We start from the raw sequence: 20461 nt of genomic DNA, 5'->3' as shown, positions 1-20461 counted from the left end.
ATGAGCCCCAGAAGACGGGCTCCTGAACCTCCATTGCCGGTGCGGGACGGCTTGGGGCCGGTGCGGATCCGGATCCGCACAGGTGGCCGTGTTCTTGATGAGCTGGTATCCCGATTCGGTGGCGCCGCCGCCGAGAAGGTGAGCCGCGGTGAGGTCGTGGACGCCGCCGGCGTGTCGATCACATCAGAGACGCATCTGCCGGCGGGTGCGGTCGTGTACACCTACCGCGAAGTGGCGGTAGAGATTCCCGTGCCCTTCGCCATCGACGTGTTGCATTGGGACGAGAACGTCCTGGTGGTCGACAAGCCGCATTTTCTTGCCACGATACCGCGCGGGCGCCATGTCACCGAGACGGCATTGGTGCGCCTGCGCAAGATGTTGAACCTGCCGGAGCTGGCGCCCGCGCATCGCTTGGACCGGCTCACCGCAGGCGTGTTGCTGTTCACCGTGCGTCGCGAGGCGCGCGCGGCCTATCAGTCGTTGTTCGCCCAGCGGGAAGTGTTCAAGACCTATGAGGCATTGGCCCCCGTCGATCCCGGCATTGCCCTGCCGGTGACGTTGCGGAGCAGGATTATCAAGCGCCGCAGCATCCTTCAGGCGGTCGAGGAGCCGGGGCCGGTGAACGCCGAGACGCACATCGAGCTGCTCGACCGGGAAGGTTCGGCAGGCAGGTACCGCCTGACACCCAGTACCGGCCAGACACATCAGCTGCGCGTGCACATGAACAGCCTCGGTATTCCGATCGCCGGCGATCCGCTCTATCCGGACATTGTCGAGGTGGCGCCGGACGATTTCACGCATCCGTTGCAACTGTTGGCGCGCACGCTGGCTTTCCGGGATCCGTTGAGCGGCAAAGATATTCGCTACAAATCGACGAGGTCCCTCGGCGGCTGATCGTCCCGATCGGCGGACACGGGGTTCATTGTCGTGCGGCTTCGAGTTCGGCGATTCGTGCCCGGAGTGCCTCGATTTCTGCGGTGAGCTCGGCCTCCCTGGCGGCGGCCTTTTCCTGATAGGCCTTACCGAGATCGGTGAGGTACTGCTGGTCATAGCGGGGGATGATGCTGCGTGAGCAGTTCCAGTCGAACGCCTCCACCCTCACCTCGATCTCTCGGCGTTCGCCGTCATACACGCTGCCGCGGCCAAACACCTTGAGACGCTGCTTGCGCGGGTAGTCGACGAAGAACATCGCCAGTCGGTCGTCAGCGGTGAGGTTTCCGAGCGTCACGAACTGGTTATTGCCCGGAAGGTCGATGAACCGCAAGGTGTTGTCGCCGATGTGACGCACGAATCCCGCAGGGCCGCTGCGGTATTGCAGGTATGGCCATCCCGTTGGCGTCACCGTGCCCAGGCAGAATTGTGTCGCGTCGGCGATCATCCGTAGCTCCCGTGTCCCCAGCTCGTCGGGGCCGTCGTCGGGTCGTTCCAGGTGCGTGCCGTAGGCGACGTAGCTGCCGTTGGCCCGCTGCCGCTCGATCGCGTCCGCGCCGAAGGCGAGGTAGTGGTAGTGGTTGTTGGTCACGGGTATACGGCGATCTCGATGAGGTTTCCATCAGGGTCGCGACAGTAATGCGATGTCATGTCGCCCAGTGCGCCGACCTTGGTCACCGGCCCCTGCTCGATCTGTATCCCGCACGCGTTGAGATGCTCGCGAACCTCCTCGGGGGAGGCATCGGTGATGAAACACACGTCATCGGAGCCGGCCGCGGTGGCGATTCCGGTGAACCATTCGTCCTGGGTGGCGCTGATAGGCCGCAGGTTGATCTTCTGTGCACCGAATGTCAGTGCCGTGCGTCCCGCCGGCCCGAATGTTTCGCGGGTCATGCCCAGGACGCGCTCGTACCAGGCCGCGGTGGTCTCGACGTCGCTGCAGTTGATCACGATGTGGTCGAAGCGGGTGACTTTCATCGGGTTGTTTCCTCTTCACGCAAGCGGCTCATCGGCGAATCCTCAGTCCTCTCGGTGTCCGTACGAAACCGGCCTCGATCAGTGCCGCGATGACCGGCGACTCGCCGATATCGAAGACCGATCTGCCGTCCACTCTTTCGATCACCAGACCGTCGAGCCCGCCGCCGCGTACCAATCCCATGGTGCCCAATGCCGCGGCGTGCAGCACCGTGGGGTCGGTCACGAAGCTCAGCAGCGACTTGCCACCGCGTTCGATGTAGAGAGCCAACTCGCCATCGACAAGCACGGTGAGCGCCCCCGCTTTCCTACCCGGCCGATGACCGGAGTCGGAGACCGCCCGCGGCCACACCAGTGCCGCGCCATACGGATTGGCAGGATCCGTCGCCGCCAACACCATGGCCCGATACGGTTTGCGCGCATCATCGACGGTATCGAGGTACTCACGCAGCCTGTCGACGGTCGCGGGAGAGGCGAACTGTGCACCACCCAGGGATTCGACAAAGTATCCCCGGCGGCAGCGCCCGTTGTCCTCGAATGTCGACAACACCTTGTACAGCCACGCGAATCCGCCCGCGACCCCCTCGGCGACGACGCTGCCCTTGGTCACCACGCCGTACCTGCCGAGCAGCAGCTCGGCCTGCATGTGCGAGCGTTCAGTACCGTCGGCGAGTCTTTCCGGAAGCATCGACCAGCGTCCGGCGACGGCGGGATCGACCGGCGCCGTGGTGGGGATCGGGGTGTAGGCGCGCAGTCTCGGTGCTCGCCGATTCCGGTGCGCGGTGCGCGATTTGGTGCTGGTACCCAGCAGTGCACGCACCGGTGCGAAGGTGTCTCCTGTCACCAGGCCCGCCCACACCAGGTCCCATAGCGCGGCCCTGGTCGCGGCCTCACCGAATTGGCGGAAGAAGTACCCGCCGCCGGCCGCGAGTCCGTCGAGAATCGTTCGGTGGGCCTCATCGAGAACAACGGGATCGGTGGCGGCCAGTGTGGCGGGCGCAAGACCGCTGGGGTGCAACGCGATCCAGCCATCTTGTGCGGAGATCGAGCCATGCCCCGACCACACCGACTCTCCCGAGGCCAGCAGCTCGTCGAGCATCTGGGGGGAGTAGTCACGGACCCGACGTGCCAGGATCAGCGGTTCCCACGCGGACGCGGGTATGGGCACCCCCGCGAGCTGATCTATGACGGTAGCCACTCCGTCGATGCCGCGCAGGCTCGAATCGAGGTACTGCCAATCGGGCAGGAACCGCGCGAATGCCGACGTGCTGACGGGTTCCACCTGCGCGCGTAGCGCGGCCAGCGACCTGCGGCGCAGAATCCGAAGGACCTCTGCATCGCACCATTGTTCAGAGTCTGTTGCAGCCGAGTTGAATTGGCTGGTGAATTCACCACGCACCAACTGGCCGCGCGACGCCATCGCCGACAGGGCGTCCGCGGCGACCCGGACTCCGATGCCGAAGCGCTCTGCTGCCTGGCCCGTGGTGAATGGGCCATGTGTCCTTGCGTACCGACCTAACAGTTCACCGAGCGGATCGGCCGCGGCGTCGGTGAACGCCGCCGGTACGCCGGGCGGCACCGGCACCCCGAGCGCGTCACGCAACCGCGCCACATCCTCGACGGCGGCCCACCAGGTGCGTTGTCCGTAGTGGGTCTCGACCACTCTTCGGGTGCCGACGAGTTCATGCAGCCAGTCGGTGCCGAGGCCGGCGCAGCGCGTGGCGATCTCATCGGTGGTGAGGGGGCCGAGAAGCCGGAATAAGTCGGCCAGGGCCTCGGCATCGCGCGCCTTGCGTTCCTCGGCCAGATGCTGCAGTTGCTGTTCGGTTGCTTCGATGACAGTGGGGTCGAGTAGTTCCCGCAGTTCGACCCGGCCCATCAGCTCGGCGAGCAGACCGGTGTCCAGCGAGAGGGCGGCGGCACGCCGCTCGGCCAGCGGCCGATCCTCGTCGTACATGAATCCGCCGATATAGCTGAACAATTGAGCGGCCGCGAAGGGCGAGGGTGTGTCGGTCTGCACCTCCACGATCCGGATCCGGCGCTGCTCGATACCCGACATCAGCCGCACCAGAGTTCCGATGTCGTACACGTCTTGCAGGCATTCGCGCAGTGCCTCCAGGACTATCGGGAAGTCGGAATGTTTGCGTGCGACATCCAGCAGCTGCGCCGACCGCTGTCGCTGCTGCCATAGCGGCGATCGGCGGCCGGGGGTTCGGCGGGGAAGCAGCAGGGCGCGCGCAGCGCATTCTCGGAACCGCGCGGCGAAGAGTGCCGACCCGCCGACCTCCCGCGTCACGATCGCCTCGATTTCCGTGGCGTCGAAGACGAAAAGACTTGCTCCGGGCGGGTTGTCATCGGTGTCGGGCAGTCGCACCACGATGCCGTCATCGGTGGCGGTGGGTGACTCGCTGACACCGTAGCGCTGTTGGAGCCGATCGGAGACTGCGAGCGCAAGCGGGCCGTTGACCCTCAGCCCGTAGGGAGAGTGCAGCACGATGCGCCAGTCGCCGAGCTCGTCGCGGAATCTCTCGACGATCAGCGTGGTATCGGTGGGGACTGCGCCCGTCGACTGCAGCTGGTCAGTCAGCAGCGTCCGTAGATTCCCCATCGCGAAGTCATCGAATCCCATGGCAGCGCAGCGCTTGTCAAATTCGGCGTCGCGTGCGGCCGCCAGTTCTCCGGTGAGATGCCCCAGCGCTATGCCAAGCTCGGCGGGGCGCCCAACCGAATCTCCGCGCCAGAAGGGCAATCTGCCCGGTTGGCCGAAGGCCGGAACCACCACCACACGCTCATGGGTGATCTCGGTGATGCGCCAGCTGGTGGCGCCCAGTGAGATCACGTCTCCCGGCCGCGACTCGTAGACCATTTCCTCGTCGAGTTCACCTACTCGCGAGGGTTTCTCGCCCTCGGCACCGGCATACATGTACACCGTGAACAGGCCGCGATCGGGGATCGCGCCGCCGGACGTCACCGCCAGTCGTTGTGCACCGGGCCGTCCGGTGAGCGTGCCTTCATCCCTGTCGTATACGACACGGGGACGAAGCTCGGCGAAATCGGTGGACGGGTACTTGCCGCTGAGTAGATCGAGCACCGCGTCGAATGCGCTGCGTGGCAGGGATGCGAAAGGGGCGCTGCGTCTGACGACATCGAACCATGTCTCCACGTCCACGGGGTCGAGGGCACAGGCGGCGACCGTGTGCTGGGCCAGGATGTCGAGGGGATTGGCGGGCACTTGCAGGGTCTCGATATCGCCGTCGAGCATGCGCCGCACCGTGACCGCGCAGCCCAGCAGGTCGGTGCGGTGCTTGGGGAAGAGAACGCCCCGGGATACCTCGCCCACCTGGTGTCCGGCCCGGCCGATGCGTTGTAACCCGCTGGCCACGGACGGTGGCGCCTCCACCTGGACCACCAGATCCACGGCGCCCATATCGATTCCGAGCTCCAGGCTGCTGGTGGCCACCACGCATTTGAGCCGTCCGGTCTTCAGATCGTCTTCGATATCGGCGCGCTGCTCCTTGCTCACCGAGCCGTGATGCGCCCGCGCCAGCAAGGGCGCCGCACCGTAGGTCTGCCCACTGCCCATGATGTGCGCCGGGGGTCCTCCGGGTACCCCGGGATTGGGTGCGGGGGTGAGGTCTACGCCGAGGCGCTCTGCGTGAATCTCGTTGAACCGGGCGGTGAGCCGTTCGGCGAGGCGGCGCGAGTTGGCGAAGACGATGCTTGACCGATGTGTCTCGATGAGGTCGACGATGCGTTGTTCTACATGGGGCCAGATGGTGTTGGTGCCGGCGTTAGTGGCTTCGGCGTCGGGATAGGTGTCGGGGGCGCTCATATCCGGGACAGGTACGACGACGGACAAATCGAAGGTTTTGGGGCTGGCGGGGGCGACGACTGCGGCGGGCGCGCGGCCGGAGAGGAATCGAGCGACCTCCGCGGCGGGTTTTACCGTGGCTGACAGGCCAATTCGCTGTGCCGGCTGAGCAAGGCGTTCATCCAGCCGCTCAAGTGAGAGCGCGAGATGAGCGCCGCGTTTGGTACCGGCGACCGCGTGCACCTCGTCCACGATGACGGTCTGCACCGTGTCGAGGGTTTCGCGCGCCGCGGAGGTCAACATCAGGAACAGCGACTCGGGGGTGGTGATGAGGATGTCCGGGGGAGACGTGATCAATGCACGGCGCCGCTGTGCGGGTGTGTCCCCGGAGCGCACGCCGATGGTGATCGAGGGCTCGGGCAGGCCCATGCGTGCTGCGGTTCGGGCAATCCCGGCCAGCGGGGCACGCAGATTGCGCTCGACGTCGACGGCAAGTGCCTTGAGGGGTGAGACGTACAAGACCTGTGTTCCCTTGCGGGCCGGTTCGGCACCGACCAGGCTGTCGATGGCCCACAGAAATGCCGCGAGCGTCTTGCCGGATCCGGTGGGTGCGACGACGAGGGTGTTGTTGCCGTCGGCGATGGACTGCCACGCACCGGACTGTGCCTGCGTGGGCGCCGGGAATGATTCGGTGAACCATTCTCGCGTGGGTGCGGAGAACCGGGTGAGCGGACCGGACTCGCTGCTCATTAGGCCATCGTGCCAACAAGGACCGACAATTAATCGGCACCCATGAGATCGACCACAGCCTTCGGGATGTTCGGCACGCGCCGCACGGCGTCGATCATGGCGTGCGCGGAGGTGTCGGCGAGCCAATCGACATCGAGATCCGGGTTGATGGCGCGTTGGCGAGCCAATTCCTGGTTGAACGTCAGCCACGCCCGGATGACCACCCGCAGGATCGTGACAAGATCCGGCGTCAGTTCGTCGCCGGCGACATGTTCGACGACAGCCATGATCCGGCCGGTCTGCTTGTCGTACTCCTGCTGTTCGATGGCCGCCACGGTGGGATCGGCCGAGTCGATCATGCGAAAGACGGTCACCGGCGCGTAAGGATGCTCTTCCTGGTAGTGCAAGTACACCAGCAGGGTGCGCCGGAGCCGCTCGAAACCGGTGAGCGCCGGGTCCATGTCCAGCGAGATCGTGGCGTCGTAAAGCCTGTCGTACTCGGCCTGCATGACCGCGGTGTAGAACGAGCGTTTGTCGGGAAAATAGCGGTACAGCAGCGCCCGTGAGACACCGGCCTGTTCGGCTACCTCATCCATGCGGACGTCGTCGTAGTGGCGTTCGCCGAACAACTGAGTACCGAACTCCAGGAGCTCGGCGCGCCGATCTTCGGGCGTGAGCCGACGACGGGGAGATGCGGCCGCCGCGGGCGGGGGAGAGCCCCAGCCCGCGCGAACTGCATCGGAGTCGTCGCTCATCCACTCGATTTTACTAGTCGGCCCGGTCGCACTTGGCGAGATCGGCTAGCCGGGTCGATTAGCCCGTCGATCAACCGCTGCTGGCTCGGCGGCCGTCATCAGACCGGCGATTACGAGAAGTCCTTGTCGCCTCATTACACTGCGTCAGTGGCTGAGCACATCGACCCAGCGGACATGGCCATCTTCAGGCGTGTCTTGGATCGGGCTGCCGAGCTTCCGCCGGAGCATCCCGATTCAATTGCTGCGCAACGCGCAATCGCAAAGCTCTTCAAGATTCGCAAGAGGCGGCGCAGGCGTGAGGCACGTCAGGCCGAATTAGATGCCGACCGCGCTGTGATCGGCGCCACCGCCACTGGTTCGGCCGCCCGGATCGACGACGAGACGGCCGGACTGCCGCTGCGTGGTGGTGACGCCGCGGGGACGCTGCGGCGTCCGCAGCATTGCTATATCTGCAAGGCGAGATACACCGAGATCGATGCCTTCCACCACCAATTGTGTCCGGAATGCGCGCCCGCCAACAGATCCCGGCGTGATCAGCGTACCGATCTGACCGGGCGGCGGGCCGTGCTGACCGGTGGCCGCGCCAAGATTGGCATGTACATCGCGTTGATGTTGTTGCGCGATGGGGCCCGCCTCACCATCACCACCCGGTTCCCGCGGGACGCGGCGCGCCGATTCGCCCAGCTTCCCGATGCGAGCAGCTGGCTTGACCGGCTGAGCATCGTCGGTATCGACCTTCGTGACCCCGCGCAGGTGGCGCGCTTCGCCGATGAAGTTGCCGCACAGGGTCCGCTGGACATTCTGATCAACAACGCCGCCCAGACGGTCCGTCGCAGCCCCGGCTCCTACACGTCCTTGGTTGACGCCGAGCAGGCGCCGCTCAGCGGTGCGGCTGCACGTGTTCCGATCACCGCGATGGGCGATTCCAGCGAACTGCATCCGCACACCCTGGCACTGGGCGACGGTTCCGAGGCTGCTGCGCACTCGCTGGTGTCGTTGGCGTTGACCGCGGGCTCGGCCGCACCGGACCGGATCGTCGATGGCACTGCCGTCGATGCCGGTGGGCTGCTGCCCGATCTGGTCGACACCAACAGCTGGGTTCAGACGGTCGATCAGATTGATCCACTGGAACTGCTTGAGGTGCAACTGTGTAACAGTGTGGCGCCGTTCATTCTGTTGTCACGGCTGCGGCCCGCGTTGCGTGCCTCAACCGCGCGGCGCAAGTACGTGGTGAACGTATCGGCGATGGAGGGCAACTTCTCACGCGGCTACAAAGGGCCCGGACATCCGCATACCAACATGGCCAAGGCCGCGTTGAACATGCTGACCAGGACCAGCGCGGGTGAACTGTTCACCGAGGGCATCCTGATGACCGCGGTGGATACCGGCTGGATCACTGATGAGCGTCCGCACAGCAGCAAGATGCGTTTGGCCCAGGAGGGTTTCCGGGCGCCGCTGGATCTGGTGGACGGTGCCGCCCGCGTGTACGACCCCATTGTCCAGGGAGAGCGTGGCGTCGATCTGTATGGCTGTTTCCTGAAGGACTTCCAGCCTTACCCCTGGTAGCGCGTGGTCGCGGCTACCAGGGGCCAACCCGATCAGCCGAAGTGAACTCCTTGGGCCAACGGCAGTTCCGTGGAGTAGTTCACCGTGTTGGTGGCGCGTCGCATGTATGCCTTCCATGAGTCGGAGCCCGACTCGCGGCCACCGCCCGTCTCCTTCTCACCACCGAACGCTCCGCCGATCTCGGCTCCCGAGGTGCCGATGTTGACATTCGCGATTCCGCAGTCGGATCCATCGGCGGCCAGAAAGCGTTCGGCCTCGCGCATGTCCAGAGTGAAGATCGCCGAGGAAAGGCCCTGGGGTACCGCATTGTTCAGTGCGATCGCCTCAGCGAGGGTGTCATAGTCAAGCACGTACAGAATCGGGGCGAAGGTCTCCCGGTGCACGACATCGCCCTGTTCGGGCATCCGCACCACGGCGGGGGTGACGTAGAAAGAACCGTCGCCAAGTTCGCGGCGTTCACCACCGATGACCGTCCCGCCTTGTGCGCGAGCAGCTTCCAGCGCATCCTGCATATCACGGAACGACTTCTCGTTGATCAGGGGCCCCACCAATGTCTGCCCGTCGAAGGGGTCGCCCACCGGAAGCTGTCCATACGCGTTGACGATGCGCTCGACCAGCCCATCGGCGATGGATCGGTGAACTATCAAGCGCCGCAGGGTGGTACACCGCTGGCCCGCGGTGCCTGCGGCGGAGAACACGATGCCGCGTACCGCGAGATCCACGTCAGCCGACGGGGTCACGATCACCGCGTTGTTGCCACCCAATTCGAGCAGCGACCGGCCGAAGCGAGCCGCCACCCGTGGGCCGACCTGCTGACCCATCCGCACCGACCCGGTCGCGCTCACCAAGGCGATACGGGGGTCGTCCACGAGCTGCTCACCGACCTCGCGACCGCCCTGAATCAATCGGCTGACCTGTGGCGGTGCCCCTACGTCGGCTGCGGCACGCTCCAGAAGTGCCTGGCAGGCAACGGCAGTCAGCGGCGCCAGCTCGGAGGGCTTCCATACCACGGTGTCGCCGCAGACCAGGGCGATCGCGGTGTTCCACGACCACACCGCCACCGGGAAGTTGAAGGCGGAGATCACCCCGACAACGCCGAGTGGATGCCAGGACTCCATGAGGCGATGCCCCGGGCGCTCGGATGCCATCGTCTTGCCATACAGCTGCCGGGACAGCCCGACCGCGAATTGGCAGATGTCGATCATCTCCTGCACCTCGCCGAGGGCCTCGGAGACGATCTTTCCGGCCTCGATGGTGACCAGTTCGGCTAGATCCTTTTTGTGCTCCGTCAGCAGCTCACCGAGGCGGGCCACCAACGCGCCGCGCACAGGTGCGGGAGTGGTCCGCCATAGCGAAAATGCTTGGGCGGCCTCGGAGATTGCCTTGTCGACATCTTCTTGCGAGCTCGCCGTGAGCGTGAACAGGGTGTCGCCGGTGATGGGGGTCCGGACCGCGACGCCTTCAGCGCCCGCCGCTTCCGTGCTCAGCTCCATATCCGCGCCGATCCAGCGCAACGCGTTCTGGGCCCGCGTGCGCAATTCGTCGGCCGAGGGCAGTACACCGGGGGAGGAGGTGGGCAAGGTGGCGGTCATCGGTTGGCTCCTATCGAGAGGTCAGATTGTGCGGCGATAGCGGAGTAGAGGGCGTACGGATCGTGGATATCCCGGCCAATGGCGCCGGACATCCATTCCTTCGAGTAACCGGCGGCATCCCCCTCGCCATGTGCGCCGTCGTCGTCGAGGTTGGACCGGAAGATTCCGGCGGCCGAGCGCGGTAGGAAGTCCTCGTACACGACGGGGCTGCGGACGATTTCGCCTCCGGGGCCGGCCTCGGTGCGGAAGTACGCGAGTTCCTGCTCGGCTAGGCCGGCTTCGGTATCCGGAAAGTGGTCCGCCCAAATGGATGCTGCCTGTTCGGGATTTGCTTGAGCCGCATCGATGGCGGCCATGGCATCGTCATAGCAGGTACGGCCCGCGGGGGTGAGGGCAATGCCCCGGGCTTCGACCTCGCCGAACCGGACCCGTAGCGTGTCGCTGACCACGGAACCATCGTTCGTGCGGAAACGGCGTGGTTCGGCGAGCGCCCGGAATGAGGTCTGCCGCAACAGAACATCGGGTCCATGCCAGCGGGGAGGGCCCTGGATCGCATCGATCATGGTGATGCCGCGTGCCGTCATCCGCCGGTAGAGGTCATCGATATCGAGCACGCGGGGTGTCAAGTGGTTGATATGGGTGCCACCCACTCCGGCGATATCGGCGGCGACGGGTGAGACGGCGGAGAGCTCGTCGTACCAAACACGGTCGATGGGTGCGGTCGAGAGCGCGAATGCCTTGACCGCCTCGGCGACGAAGTCATCGGCCTGCACCGGGGTGCAACCGCCTGTGGCGCTGATCAGTCGCGCGTGCGCCAGCAGTGCCGGATCGAACAGCTCTCGCTGCTGCACGAAGTTCTCCACCCGGGCACGCAGGTCCGCGTCGAAGAACCGTCGATCGGCGGTCGCCAACATCGACGTGAACACTCGAAATGGGTTGAGTGCCAGCTCTTTTTCGTCAATCGGCCGGAACGCGGTCGAGACCACGGGGACGGGGGACGCAGCGTCGCGCAGGTCGTAGAAATCGACCGGATACATTCCGAACGCCTCGAACAGGTCGGCGACGGCGGCAAGTTCTCGGGGGCTGCCTACCCGGATGGCACCGTGACGTTCGGCGGTCACGCGCTGGACAGATCCGAGTCGCTCGGCATCCGGATGTGTTGTGGCGTAAGTCTGGTTCACCGCGGTACTTACGTCGACCAAGGTGTTGTACGCGGGAACCTCTGTCCCGTACATCTGCGAGAGCGCCGCGGCAAAGCGTGCACGGAGCTCCCAGGGCTGAATGAGGTCCGTCATCGAACTCGCCCTTTGGTTCGTCCCACAGTTGACGTGATTGGCCTGCGCAAGTCCGTTCCCTGTTCTGCCTGGTCGCGGTACTCTGCCCCCGTGACTGTGGATTCCGAGAGGACGCCGGACCGCCCGCTCGACGATGTCGATCGAATTCTGGTGCGCGAGTTGGCTCGCGATGGCCGGGCAACTCTCGCCCATTTGGCCGCCAAAGCGGGGCTGTCGATCTCGGCGGTGCAAACCCGCGTGCGGCGGCTGGAATCCCGGGGTGTTCTTGCCGGGTACGCGGCGCGGGTCAACCCGGAGTCGGTAGGCCAGCTGTTGTCGGCGTTCGTCGCAATCACCCCTCTCGATCCTTCTCAACCCGATGATGCTCCGGCGCGCCTCGAGCACATCGACGCCATCGAGTCCTGCTACTCGGTGGCCGGCGAGGAGAGCTACATCCTGCTGGTGCGGGTGCCCTCGCCGCGTGCGCTCGAAGAGCTGCTGCAGCTGATCCGCACCACAGCCAACGTTCGCACGCGAAGCACCATCATCTTACAAACTTTTTACGACGGTCGCCAGCTAGTGCCATAAAAATTCTTGTCCTCATGTAGAAAAGTCGTAAATACTACGTTAGTGTGGCCCTATGACCGCACTGATCTTTCCTGGGTTCCAGGCTGGTTCTACTACCGATGACGAGGTAATGGGCCCCGAATCGGTGACACCGGACCGGGTGCATGAGGTGCTGCGGCGCAGCATTCTGGCCGACGGGATGGATCTCGTGCTCGATCTGGAGCGTTCCCGTGGGGCGCACCTGGTGGATGCGCGCGACGGCACCACCTATCTCGATATGTTCACGTTCTTCGCTTCGTCGGCGCTGGGAATGAACCACCCGATGCTCGCCGCCGACAGTGAGTTCCGTGCCGAACTGACCGCGGCCGCCATCAACAAGCCGAGCAACTCCGATATCTACACCGTCGAGATGGCCCGGTTCGTCGACACATTCGTACGCGTGCTGGGTGACCCGGCCCTTCCGCATTTGTTCTTCGTCGACGGCGGCGCGCTTGCCGTCGAGAACGCACTGAAGGTGGCTTTCGACTGGAAGAGCCGTTGGAACGAGGCGCACGGAATCGATCCGGCGTTGGGTACCAAGGTGTTACACCTGCGTGAGGCCTTCCACGGTCGCAGCGGCTACACGATGTCGCTGACCAATACCGACCCCAATAAGGTGGCACGGTTCCCCAAGTTCGACTGGCCGCGCATCGATGCTCCGTATCTGCGCCCCGGCGCCGATATCGAGGAGTTGGAGGCGGCGGCGCTGGCGCAGGCGCGGCGCGCTTTTGCCGAAAACCCACATGACATAGCGTGTTTCATTGCCGAGCCGATCCAGGGGGAGGGCGGTGATCACCACTTCCGTCCGGAGTTCTTCCATGCCATGCGCGCGTTGTGCCACGAGAATGACGCCCTGTTCATCTTCGATGAAGTGCAGACCGGGTGCGGACTTACCGGAACGGCCTGGGCATTTCAGCAGCTGGGCGTGACCCCCGACATTGTGGCCTTCGGGAAGAAGACGCAGGTGTGCGGCGTCATGGCAGGCGGTCGCGTCGACGAGGTCGAGGACAATGTCTTCGCCGTCAGCTCGCGCATCAATTCCACCTGGGGCGGAAACCTTGTCGATATGGTGCGCTCGCGGCGCATTCTGGAAGTTATTGAATCGCAGCGGCTTTTCGGGAACGCGATGAGGATGGGCGAATACCTGCTCGAGCGCCTGCAGATCCTGGCATCGCGGCACGACGAGGTCGGTGACGTCCGGGGCCGCGGATTGATGTGCGCGTTCAGCCTGCCGACGGCCGAGGAGCGCGACCGCCTGGTGCAACGCCTGTGGGCAGATGAGCGGGTGATCCTGCTGGCCAGCGGCACGACCAGCGTCCGGTTCCGCCCGCCGCTGATCGTCAGCGCCGAGGAGATCGACGCGGCGGTGGCCGCGGTATCACGCGTGCTGGCGCAACGATGAGCGTCTTGCGCGAAGGGCGCAAGGTCGGGCGCCAGGCGTAGGTCTCACCAGGCGTAGGGGGAGTGCTCTCGCGCTGTCCGCAGCGCGGAGGCCCACCAGGCCAGCTCATCGAGCATGGTCTTGGCCGCGGTCTCGGCATCGCGGCTGTCGACGAGCCGGCCGTCATCGTCGAACTGGCTCCAGACACCGTGGAAACTCACCACATCTCGGGTTGTCACGGCATGGAGCTCGGCGAACACCAGCCGCAGCTGCTCGATGGCGCGCAATCCGCCCGACATCCCGCCGTAGGAGGTGAATGCGACCGGTTTGGCCTGCCACTCGCTGTGATGCCAGTCGATCAGGTTCTTCAGCGGGGCGGGGAAGCTGTGGTTGTACTCCGGTGTGACCACAAGAAATGCGTCGGCAATGCGTAACCGCGCCGTCACCCGTGCGAGCTGGGCGGTGTCCTGTTCCTCCGGCCGCCGGGAAAGATGAAGAGGCAGAGGGTAATCCGCGAGGTCGATGTATCCGACGTCAAAGGCCGAGTGGGTACGCGCGCTCTGCGCGATCCAATTCGCCACGGTGGGTCCGAACCGACCGTCGCGGGTACTGGCGCAGATCACGGCGAGGCGCAGCGGGGTGGTTGACGTGTTCACGCGCCCATCGTCATACCTGAAGTGCACTCGAGGTCAAGTGGTTTCTTTCCGTCACGCGGGTACGTAGTTTCCATACGCCTTGAGCACCCCGAAGTCGTAGATCAGCAGCTGGCTGGCCCGGGCGTGGGCGACGTATTCGGCTTCTGTGTAAGGACGATCGTGACCGAGCTCGTCGTCATGGGCCAGTACGGTCCCGGCTGGGCCTGTGCCGTGGCGGGCACGCAACAGTTGGATCAGATCCTGGCCGACCTCACCCTCGGCGATGGTTACCTCGGTCTCCAGCCCCAGCCAGAACGGATGCGGTCCGAACACGAACAGCGGGCACCGCGGATCGCGTCGGAGATTTCGGGTACGGACCAGAGACGGTGCGCCGGTGGCTCGCAGACGTCCGTCGACTACGCAGATCTCGATACGCGCCATATGTGGTGTTCCGTTGTCGCGCAGTGTGATCATGGCGGCATCGGGATGCTTCGTGACGAAGTCGACGAGCTCCGGAGCGAGCGGCATGCCAGCAGTATGTCAATTATGCTGACATGGGTGCAACTGTGTTAGAGCATGGCGTCGGCGAAGCGTCGCACCGCCGCCACGGCCTCCTGCTCGGCGTCATGTGATCCGGGGTAGTCGTCGCGGGCCCGCGACTGAATGTCCGCGGTGGCGGGGTCGAGTCGCACCTCGGCCACCATCTCGGCGGTCGTGGGCTCGCAGACGGCCCAGCTGTACAGGCGGTCGTTGTCCCAGTCGGCGGCGCGCGCGGTCACGTAGTCCGCGTCGTCGACACCCAATGACGTCAGTGCCGGGCGGTCGTCCATCCGTTCGTCGGCGCGGATGGCGCGCAGGTACCACGCGCCCGCATTGATCTCGATGGGTTCCACTGGGTCTACCTCTCGCGAGTGTGAACGCCGGACAACAAAAAACGCCGAGTGTGCGCGTAGGCGCTCACACTCGGCGTTTCCGCACGACGTATTACTTGATTTCTGCGATGACCGTGCCCTGGGTGATGGCGGCACCGGCCTCGACGCTCAGCCCGGTGATGGTGCCGGCCTTGTGCGCGGTGACGGGGTTCTCCATCTTCATGGCCTCCAGCACCACGATCAGCTCGCCGGCCTCGACCTCCTGGCCCTCTTCGACGGCGACCTTGACGACGGTGCCCTGCATCGGCGCGGTCACCGAATCACCGGTGGCGCCGCCGCCGCCGTGGCCGCCGCGCTTGCGGGCCTTGGGCTTCTTCTTGATGACACCGTTGGCGCTGCCGCCTCCGCCGCCGAGCGAGATGTCACCGGGCAGCGACACCTCAAGGCGACGTCCACCCACCTCGACGACCAGCTTCTGGCGGGGCAGGGCCTCGTCCTCTTCGCCTGCCTCGCCGTCAGCGGTGAACGGCTCGACGGTGTTGTTCCACTCGGTTTCGATCCAGCGGGTGTGGACGGTGAAGCCGTCCTCGTTGCCGATGAAGGCGGGGTCGGAAACCACCGCGCGGTGGAACGGGATGACGGTGGCCAGGCCCTCGACGTTGAACTCCGCCAGTGCGCGACGTGAGCGTGCCAGGGCCTCGTTGCGGTCGCGACCGGTCACGATCAGCTTGGCGAGCATCGAGTCGAACTGGCCGCCAATTACCGATCCGGCCTGAACGCCCGAATCCAGGCGCACGCCGGGGCCGGTGGGGGTGTCGTACACCTTGACCGGACCGGGGGCGGGCAGGAAGTTGCGGCCCGCGTCCTCGCCGTTGATGCGGAACTCGATCGAGTGGCCGCGCGGCTCGGGGTCCTCGGTGAACTGCAGTGCCTCGCCGTTGGCGATCTTGAACTGCTCCAACACCAGGTCGACGCCTGCGGTTTCCTCGGTGACGGGGTGTTCCACCTGCAGACGGGTGTTGACCTCGAGGAACGAGATCAGCCCGTCCTGGCCCACCAGGTATTCCACGGTGCCGGCACCGTAGTAGCCGGCCTCCTTGCAGATGCGCTTGGCGGACTCGTGAATCTCCTTGCGCTGGGCGTCCGTGAGGAACGGTGCGGGCGCTTCCTCAACGAGCTTCTGGAAGCGGCGCTGCAGCGAGCAGTCGCGGGTACCGGCGACCACCACATTGCCGTGCTGGTCGGCGATGACCTGGGCCTCGACGTGGCGCGGCTTGTCCAGGTAGCGCTCCACGAAGCACTCGCCACGGCCGAAGGCGGCGACGGCCTCACGGGTCGCCGACTCGAACAGCTCGGGCACCTCTTCGAGGGTGCGGGCCACCTTCATGCCGCGGCCGCCACCACCGAAAGCCGCCTTGATGGCGATCGGCAGACCGTGCTCCTTGGCGAAGGCGACGACCTCGTCGGCGTTCTTCACGGGGTCCGGCGTGCCGGGGACCAGCGGGGCCTGGGCCTTGGCGGCGATGTGGCGGGCGGTGACCTTGTCGCCGAGGTCACGGATGGACTGGGGGCTGGGCCCGATCCAGATCAGCCCGGCGTCGATGACGGCCTGGGCGAAGTCGGCGTTCTCCGACAGGAAGCCGTAGCCGGGGTGGATGGCGTTGGCGCCGGACTTCTCGGCGGCTTCCAGGATCTTGCCGAAGTCCAGGTAGGACTCGGCGGCGGTGTTACCGCCGATGCCGAAGGCCTCGTCGGCCAGGTGGACGTGGGGGGCGTCGGCGTCGGGTTCTGCGTAGATGGCGACGCTGCCCAGTCCAGCGTCCTTCGCCGCGCGGATTACCCGAACCGCAATTTCGCCGCGGTTGGCGACGAGTACCTTGCTGATCTTCGAGCTGGCGTGATTGGGCACCGGGCCTCCTGTTGTTTGTTCTTCGCGCAAGCGGCTCATCCGGGACTTACTTCCTGAGTTTTACCGCTTTCTTAGAGTCTCGGCAGTGAGTTTATGCATCCGTGGCATCAAACACACATCCGGGATGGGGTGTGCCGCCCCTGTTTTTACCTACTGATGAGTAGGTTTTAGGACAGTCTTCGCTTGATCCGGGTCAGCATCGCCGACATGCCGCGCAGTCGCAGCGGGCTGATCAGCGCCGCCAACCCGAGGTCGGCGTAGAAATCGTCGGGTACCGCCAGGATCGCGTCGGCCGACTGGCCGTCCAGGCCCTGCTGCAGGATCGAGGCGAACCCACGCGTCGTCGGGGCCTCGGCGGGCGCACTGAAGTACAGCCGGACCTCATCGCGATCACTGGCATCAACGTCCAGGAACAGCGGTGACTGGCACTCCGGCACGGGCTCCATCGCCGCCTGTTCCAAATGCGATGGCAACTCGGGTAATTCGCTCGAGAACTCCAGCAGCAGCTGGAGCTTGTCCTGCCCGTCGACGGCCTTGAAATCGGCGACGATCTCAGCGAGTTCAGCGGGGAGGCTCATGCTGCAGGGGGCGCGCCCGGCTTGTCGCCCTTGACGATCGGAGTGCGGACCCGGTTGCCCCATTCGGTCCAGGACCCGTCGTAGTTACGCACGCCCTCGACACCCAGCAGATGAGTGAGGACGAACCAGGTGTGGCTGGAACGCTCGCCGATTCGGCAGTACGCGACGATATTGCCCTCTGATTTGTCGCCCTCGGCGATGACGTCCCCATATATCGCGTCAAGCTCGCCGCGGCGACGGAAACGGCTGTCTTCGGCAGCGGCCTTGGCCCAGGGGATCGAGACGGCGGTGGGAATGTGTCCGCCGCGCAGCGCGCCCTCTTCCGGGTAATCGGGCATGTGAGTGCGTTCGCCGGTGTACTCCGCGGGTGAGCGCACATCGACGAGCGGGCCGTGGCCGAGATGGGCCAGCACGTCATCGGCGTAGGCGCGGATAGGAGCGTCATCGCGCTCGACCACGGGGTAGCCCTCGGTGTACTTGGATGGGACATCGAGCGTGGTGTCGCGCCCCTCGGAGATCCACAGATCCCGTCCGCCGTCGAGTAGCCGGACATCGGGGTGACCGAACAGGGTGAACACCCAGAGTGCGTAGGCGGCCCACCAGTTGGACTTGTCGCCATAGATGACAACGGTGTCCTCGCGGCGAATTCCCTTGCGGTTCATCAGTTCTGCGAACTGAACTCCGTCGATGTAGTCCCGGACCGTGCCGTCGTTCAGGTCGACGTGCCAGTCGATCTTCACCGCGCCGGGTACGTGCCCGATGTCGTAGAGAAGAACATCCTCGTCGGACTCCACGATGGACAGTCCGGGAGTGCCTAGGTGTCCCGAGAGCCAGTCGGCGGAGACCAGGCGTTCGGGGTGGGCGTAGGCGGCGAATTCGGGGCTGGGGTCGGCCGGGAGGGTCACCCTTTGAGCCTAGTCGCGTTCGCGGGCAGTCGGCTCATCGAGCTGGATACCGAGTTCAGATACGCGGTGCATTGCTGGTCGCGGTGCGAGAATTCGCCCATGCCGGACTGGACATATCACCCGCTGAGCCCCATCGTCTCGTCGGTTCTCGGCGAGCGTAGGACACGGGTGTGGGCGATGAAGATCCTGGCGGCGCTGGTGAAGCGCGCCGGGGGCAGGCACTGGATTCCCCGGGTGTTCGATCATGCGCCGATTCCACCGCAGTGGCAGGGCCGGTTCGGCGCGACTGTCCCGCCCTCGATCGCGGGTGAGGCCGTCGCGGTGTTGCCGGTACAGGGAGCCGGGGTCGTGGAGATCGGGCCGGTGGGCCTCGCCGATGTGGAGACGGTGCGCGCGGCGACCGTCGATCGCAGCTGCTGGGTGATTGCGGTCGCCGCCACGCCCGAGGTGGTCGATGCGGTCGCGCCCTACGTGGACGCGGTGTCGGTGTCCGGCGATGACGGGGTGGTGCGGCTCACCGAACCTTCGATCGAGGCGGCGGTCCGTGCGTTGGCCGATCCGTCCGCGACGGTGCTGGCCACGCCGGCGGTGCTGATCGACGCCGGGCCGGGCTGGTTCAACCGGGTGATCGAGGCCGCCACGCCGACCACGCCGCCAAAGGCGTTGCGCGATATCGGGTTCGATCCGCGGGGCTGGCCGGCGTGGATATGGGGTGCGCTGGTAGGGCTCGGCCTCATTGTCGCCGGCATCGGCGCGGCCGCCATCGCGTTGGGGCCGGTCCTGTTGTGGTACGACCGCGACTACCTCGGTCTGTCGGTGCACGACCTGAACGGCGTGAACCATCACCTGGTCGGTTTCCTGCAACACGACCGGCTCACCATGGCGGGCAACATGATTGGTATCGGGATCTTGTACCTGGGGTTGGCCTGGGGTGGGATCAGGGAAGGGCACCGATGGGCCCGCAATGCGCTGTTGATCTCCGGACTGGTCGCCTTTGTGACGTACTTCTACTTCCTGGTGACGGGGTTCCTCGAGCCGTTGCACACGCTCGTGGTGGTCGCGCTGTTCCCCATGCTGATACTCGCCGTGTGGCGCGCTCCCTCGGAACCGCATTGGCCGCCCGTCGTGGAGGGGCCCGAATCGCAGCGGCGGCGTGCCCTGTGGGGGCAGCTGCTCATGATCGCCGTCGGTGGCGGACTCTTCGTTGCCGGAGCAGTGATTTCGACGGTCGGGCTGACAAAGGTGTTCGTACCCACCGATCTCGATTTCCTGGGCACCAGGTCCGACGCGCTGCGTGCCGCCAACCAACACCTGTTGCCGTTCATCGCGCACGATCGGGCAGGTTTTGGTGGCGCATTGATGGGGGCCGGGCTGGCGGTGTTGCTGATCAGCCTGTGGGGCTGGCGCCGCGGCGAGCGCTGGGTGTGGTGGTCGCTGCTGCTGGGATGTGCGTTCGGCACGGTGCCGGTCCTGGCGGTTCACTTCTCCATCGGGTACACGCATTTCGAGCACTTGCTGCCGGTATACGTATTGGTGGTGGTGACGGTGGTCGCCCTCGCGTTGTCGAGGCCGTACCTCACCGCGTTGCCCGATCAGTCGCCGCGTATCAGCCGGTAGGTGGTGACCACACCGCCGCTTTCGTCGCTGGCATCGATAGCGCGCCGCCACATCGACTGTGCGGCATGGGAAAGTGTGGCATCGACGCCGACTTCCTCGCTGGCATCGATGATGTGTTGGGCTCCGGCGTCCATCATTTTGAGCATCGCGACATCTTCCACGCCCCGCGTGGTAATACACCTGTGAGTAGCCGTAATTGGGTCCGACATAGTGCACTGGACTCAACACGTTGAGTAGTTCCTAGGATCTGAGCGCCGCCTTGGAACCCCTAGAGAAGTGGGGCCATAGGAACCGCGCAGAACTGCTCGGCCGCAACTGTTAACGGC

At 65.3% G+C, this 20461-nt stretch carries 16 protein-coding genes and 3 pseudogenes; 6 read left to right on the top strand and 13 right to left on the bottom strand.

Annotation, left to right across the window (positions count from 1 at the left end):
- Complete coding sequence (locus B4393_RS03730) at window positions 1–894, top strand: pseudouridine synthase (RefSeq protein ID WP_191988845.1); 894 nt, start codon at window positions 1–3, stop codon at window positions 892–894.
- 25 nt (window positions 895–919) lie between these two features.
- Here B4393_RS03730 and B4393_RS03725 read toward each other — a convergent pair whose 3' ends face one another.
- From B4393_RS03725 to B4393_RS03710, 4 genes and pseudogenes are all read right to left on the bottom strand, one after another.
- A complete protein-coding gene (locus tag B4393_RS03725) occupies window positions 920–1522 on the bottom strand; it encodes a pyridoxamine 5'-phosphate oxidase family protein (RefSeq protein ID WP_070938650.1) in 603 nt (200 codons plus the stop codon).
- A pseudogene (locus B4393_RS03720) lies at window positions 1519–1940 on the bottom strand (VOC family protein). The gene B4393_RS03725 and the pseudogene B4393_RS03720 overlap by 4 nt, the downstream one beginning before the upstream one ends.
- Window positions 1937–6466 (bottom strand): ATP-dependent helicase, encoded by a 4530-nt coding sequence (locus B4393_RS03715; protein ID WP_078333025.1) that lies wholly within the window; start codon window positions 6464–6466, stop codon window positions 1937–1939. The pseudogene B4393_RS03720 and the gene B4393_RS03715 overlap by 4 nt, the downstream one beginning before the upstream one ends.
- A 29-nt stretch (window positions 6467–6495) precedes the next feature.
- Window positions 6496–7200 carry a TetR/AcrR family transcriptional regulator gene (locus B4393_RS03710; RefSeq protein ID WP_078333024.1) on the bottom strand — a complete coding sequence of 235 codons (705 nt, stop codon included), beginning with the start codon at window positions 7198–7200 and terminating at the stop codon, window positions 6496–6498.
- Between the two features lie 174 nt (window positions 7201–7374).
- Here B4393_RS03710 and B4393_RS03705 point away from each other — a divergent pair, with 174 nt between their 5' ends.
- Window positions 7375–8766, top strand: coding sequence for an SDR family NAD(P)-dependent oxidoreductase (locus B4393_RS03705; protein WP_078333023.1), 1392 nt, complete (start codon window positions 7375–7377; stop codon window positions 8764–8766).
- Between the two features lie 32 nt (window positions 8767–8798).
- Here B4393_RS03705 and amaB read toward each other — a convergent pair whose 3' ends face one another.
- Both amaB and hglS read right to left on the bottom strand, forming a co-directional pair.
- A complete protein-coding gene (gene amaB, locus B4393_RS03700) occupies window positions 8799–10358 on the bottom strand; it encodes an L-piperidine-6-carboxylate dehydrogenase (protein WP_078333022.1) in 1560 nt (519 codons plus the stop codon).
- Window positions 10355–11653, bottom strand: a complete 1299-nt coding sequence (hglS, locus tag B4393_RS03695) for a 2-oxoadipate dioxygenase/decarboxylase (protein WP_078333021.1) — start codon at window positions 11651–11653, stop codon at window positions 10355–10357. The genes amaB and hglS overlap by 4 nt, the downstream gene beginning before the upstream one ends.
- A 90-nt stretch (window positions 11654–11743) precedes the next feature.
- On the opposite strand from hglS, the gene B4393_RS03690 reads away from it, so the two are divergent.
- Window positions 11744–12220 (top strand): Lrp/AsnC family transcriptional regulator, encoded by a 477-nt coding sequence (locus tag B4393_RS03690; protein WP_070939315.1) that lies wholly within the window; start codon window positions 11744–11746, stop codon window positions 12218–12220.
- A gap of 124 nt (window positions 12221–12344) precedes the next feature.
- Window positions 12345–13640: an L-lysine 6-transaminase gene (gene lat, locus B4393_RS03685; RefSeq protein WP_208863576.1), complete on the top strand. Its 1296-nt coding sequence runs from the start codon at window positions 12345–12347 to the stop codon at window positions 13638–13640.
- 44 nt (window positions 13641–13684) lie between these two features.
- On the opposite strand, the gene B4393_RS03680 is transcribed toward lat, so the two are convergent.
- From B4393_RS03680 to B4393_RS03655, 6 genes are all read right to left on the bottom strand, one after another.
- On the bottom strand, window positions 13685–14275 hold the full coding sequence (locus B4393_RS03680) for an NADPH-dependent FMN reductase (protein WP_078333019.1): 591 nt from the start codon (window positions 14273–14275) through the stop codon (window positions 13685–13687).
- 51 nt (window positions 14276–14326) lie between these two features.
- Window positions 14327–14782: a pyridoxamine 5'-phosphate oxidase family protein gene (locus B4393_RS03675; protein WP_078333018.1), complete on the bottom strand. Its 456-nt coding sequence runs from the start codon at window positions 14780–14782 to the stop codon at window positions 14327–14329.
- A gap of 41 nt (window positions 14783–14823) precedes the next feature.
- A complete protein-coding gene (locus tag B4393_RS03670; protein ID WP_078333017.1) occupies window positions 14824–15147 on the bottom strand; it encodes a hypothetical protein in 324 nt (107 codons plus the stop codon).
- 91 nt (window positions 15148–15238) lie between these two features.
- A complete protein-coding gene (locus B4393_RS03665) occupies window positions 15239–17035 on the bottom strand; it encodes an acetyl/propionyl/methylcrotonyl-CoA carboxylase subunit alpha (protein WP_078333032.1) in 1797 nt (598 codons plus the stop codon).
- Window positions 17036–17202: 167 nt separating this feature from the next.
- On the bottom strand, window positions 17203–17613 hold the full coding sequence (locus B4393_RS03660; protein WP_070938661.1) for a SufE family protein: 411 nt from the start codon (window positions 17611–17613) through the stop codon (window positions 17203–17205).
- Window positions 17610–18518, bottom strand: a complete 909-nt coding sequence (locus tag B4393_RS03655; RefSeq protein WP_070938662.1) for a sulfurtransferase — start codon at window positions 18516–18518, stop codon at window positions 17610–17612. The genes B4393_RS03660 and B4393_RS03655 overlap by 4 nt, the downstream gene beginning before the upstream one ends.
- A 99-nt stretch (window positions 18519–18617) precedes the next feature.
- Between B4393_RS03655 and B4393_RS03650 the strand changes: the two genes are divergently transcribed.
- Window positions 18618–20135, top strand: a complete 1518-nt coding sequence (locus B4393_RS03650) for a hypothetical protein (RefSeq protein WP_078333030.1) — start codon at window positions 18618–18620, stop codon at window positions 20133–20135.
- Here B4393_RS03650 and B4393_RS28025 read toward each other — a convergent pair.
- Window positions 20111–20375: pseudogene (locus B4393_RS28025) on the bottom strand (imine reductase family protein); the annotation flags it as partial. The gene B4393_RS03650 and the pseudogene B4393_RS28025 sit on opposite strands and share 25 nt — an antisense overlap.
- Window positions 20376–20379: 4 nt before the next feature.
- On the opposite strand from B4393_RS28025, the pseudogene B4393_RS28020 reads away from it, so the two are divergent.
- Window positions 20380–20457: pseudogene (locus B4393_RS28020) on the top strand (winged helix-turn-helix transcriptional regulator); the annotation flags it as partial.
- Window positions 20458–20461: the final 4 nt, after the last annotated feature.

It is taken from the genome of Mycobacteroides franklinii (assembly GCF_002013895.1).
Taxonomy (GTDB): Bacteria; Actinomycetota; Actinomycetes; order Mycobacteriales; family Mycobacteriaceae; genus Mycobacterium; species Mycobacterium franklinii.
This window is presented reverse-complemented; position numbering and strand designations above follow the sequence as displayed.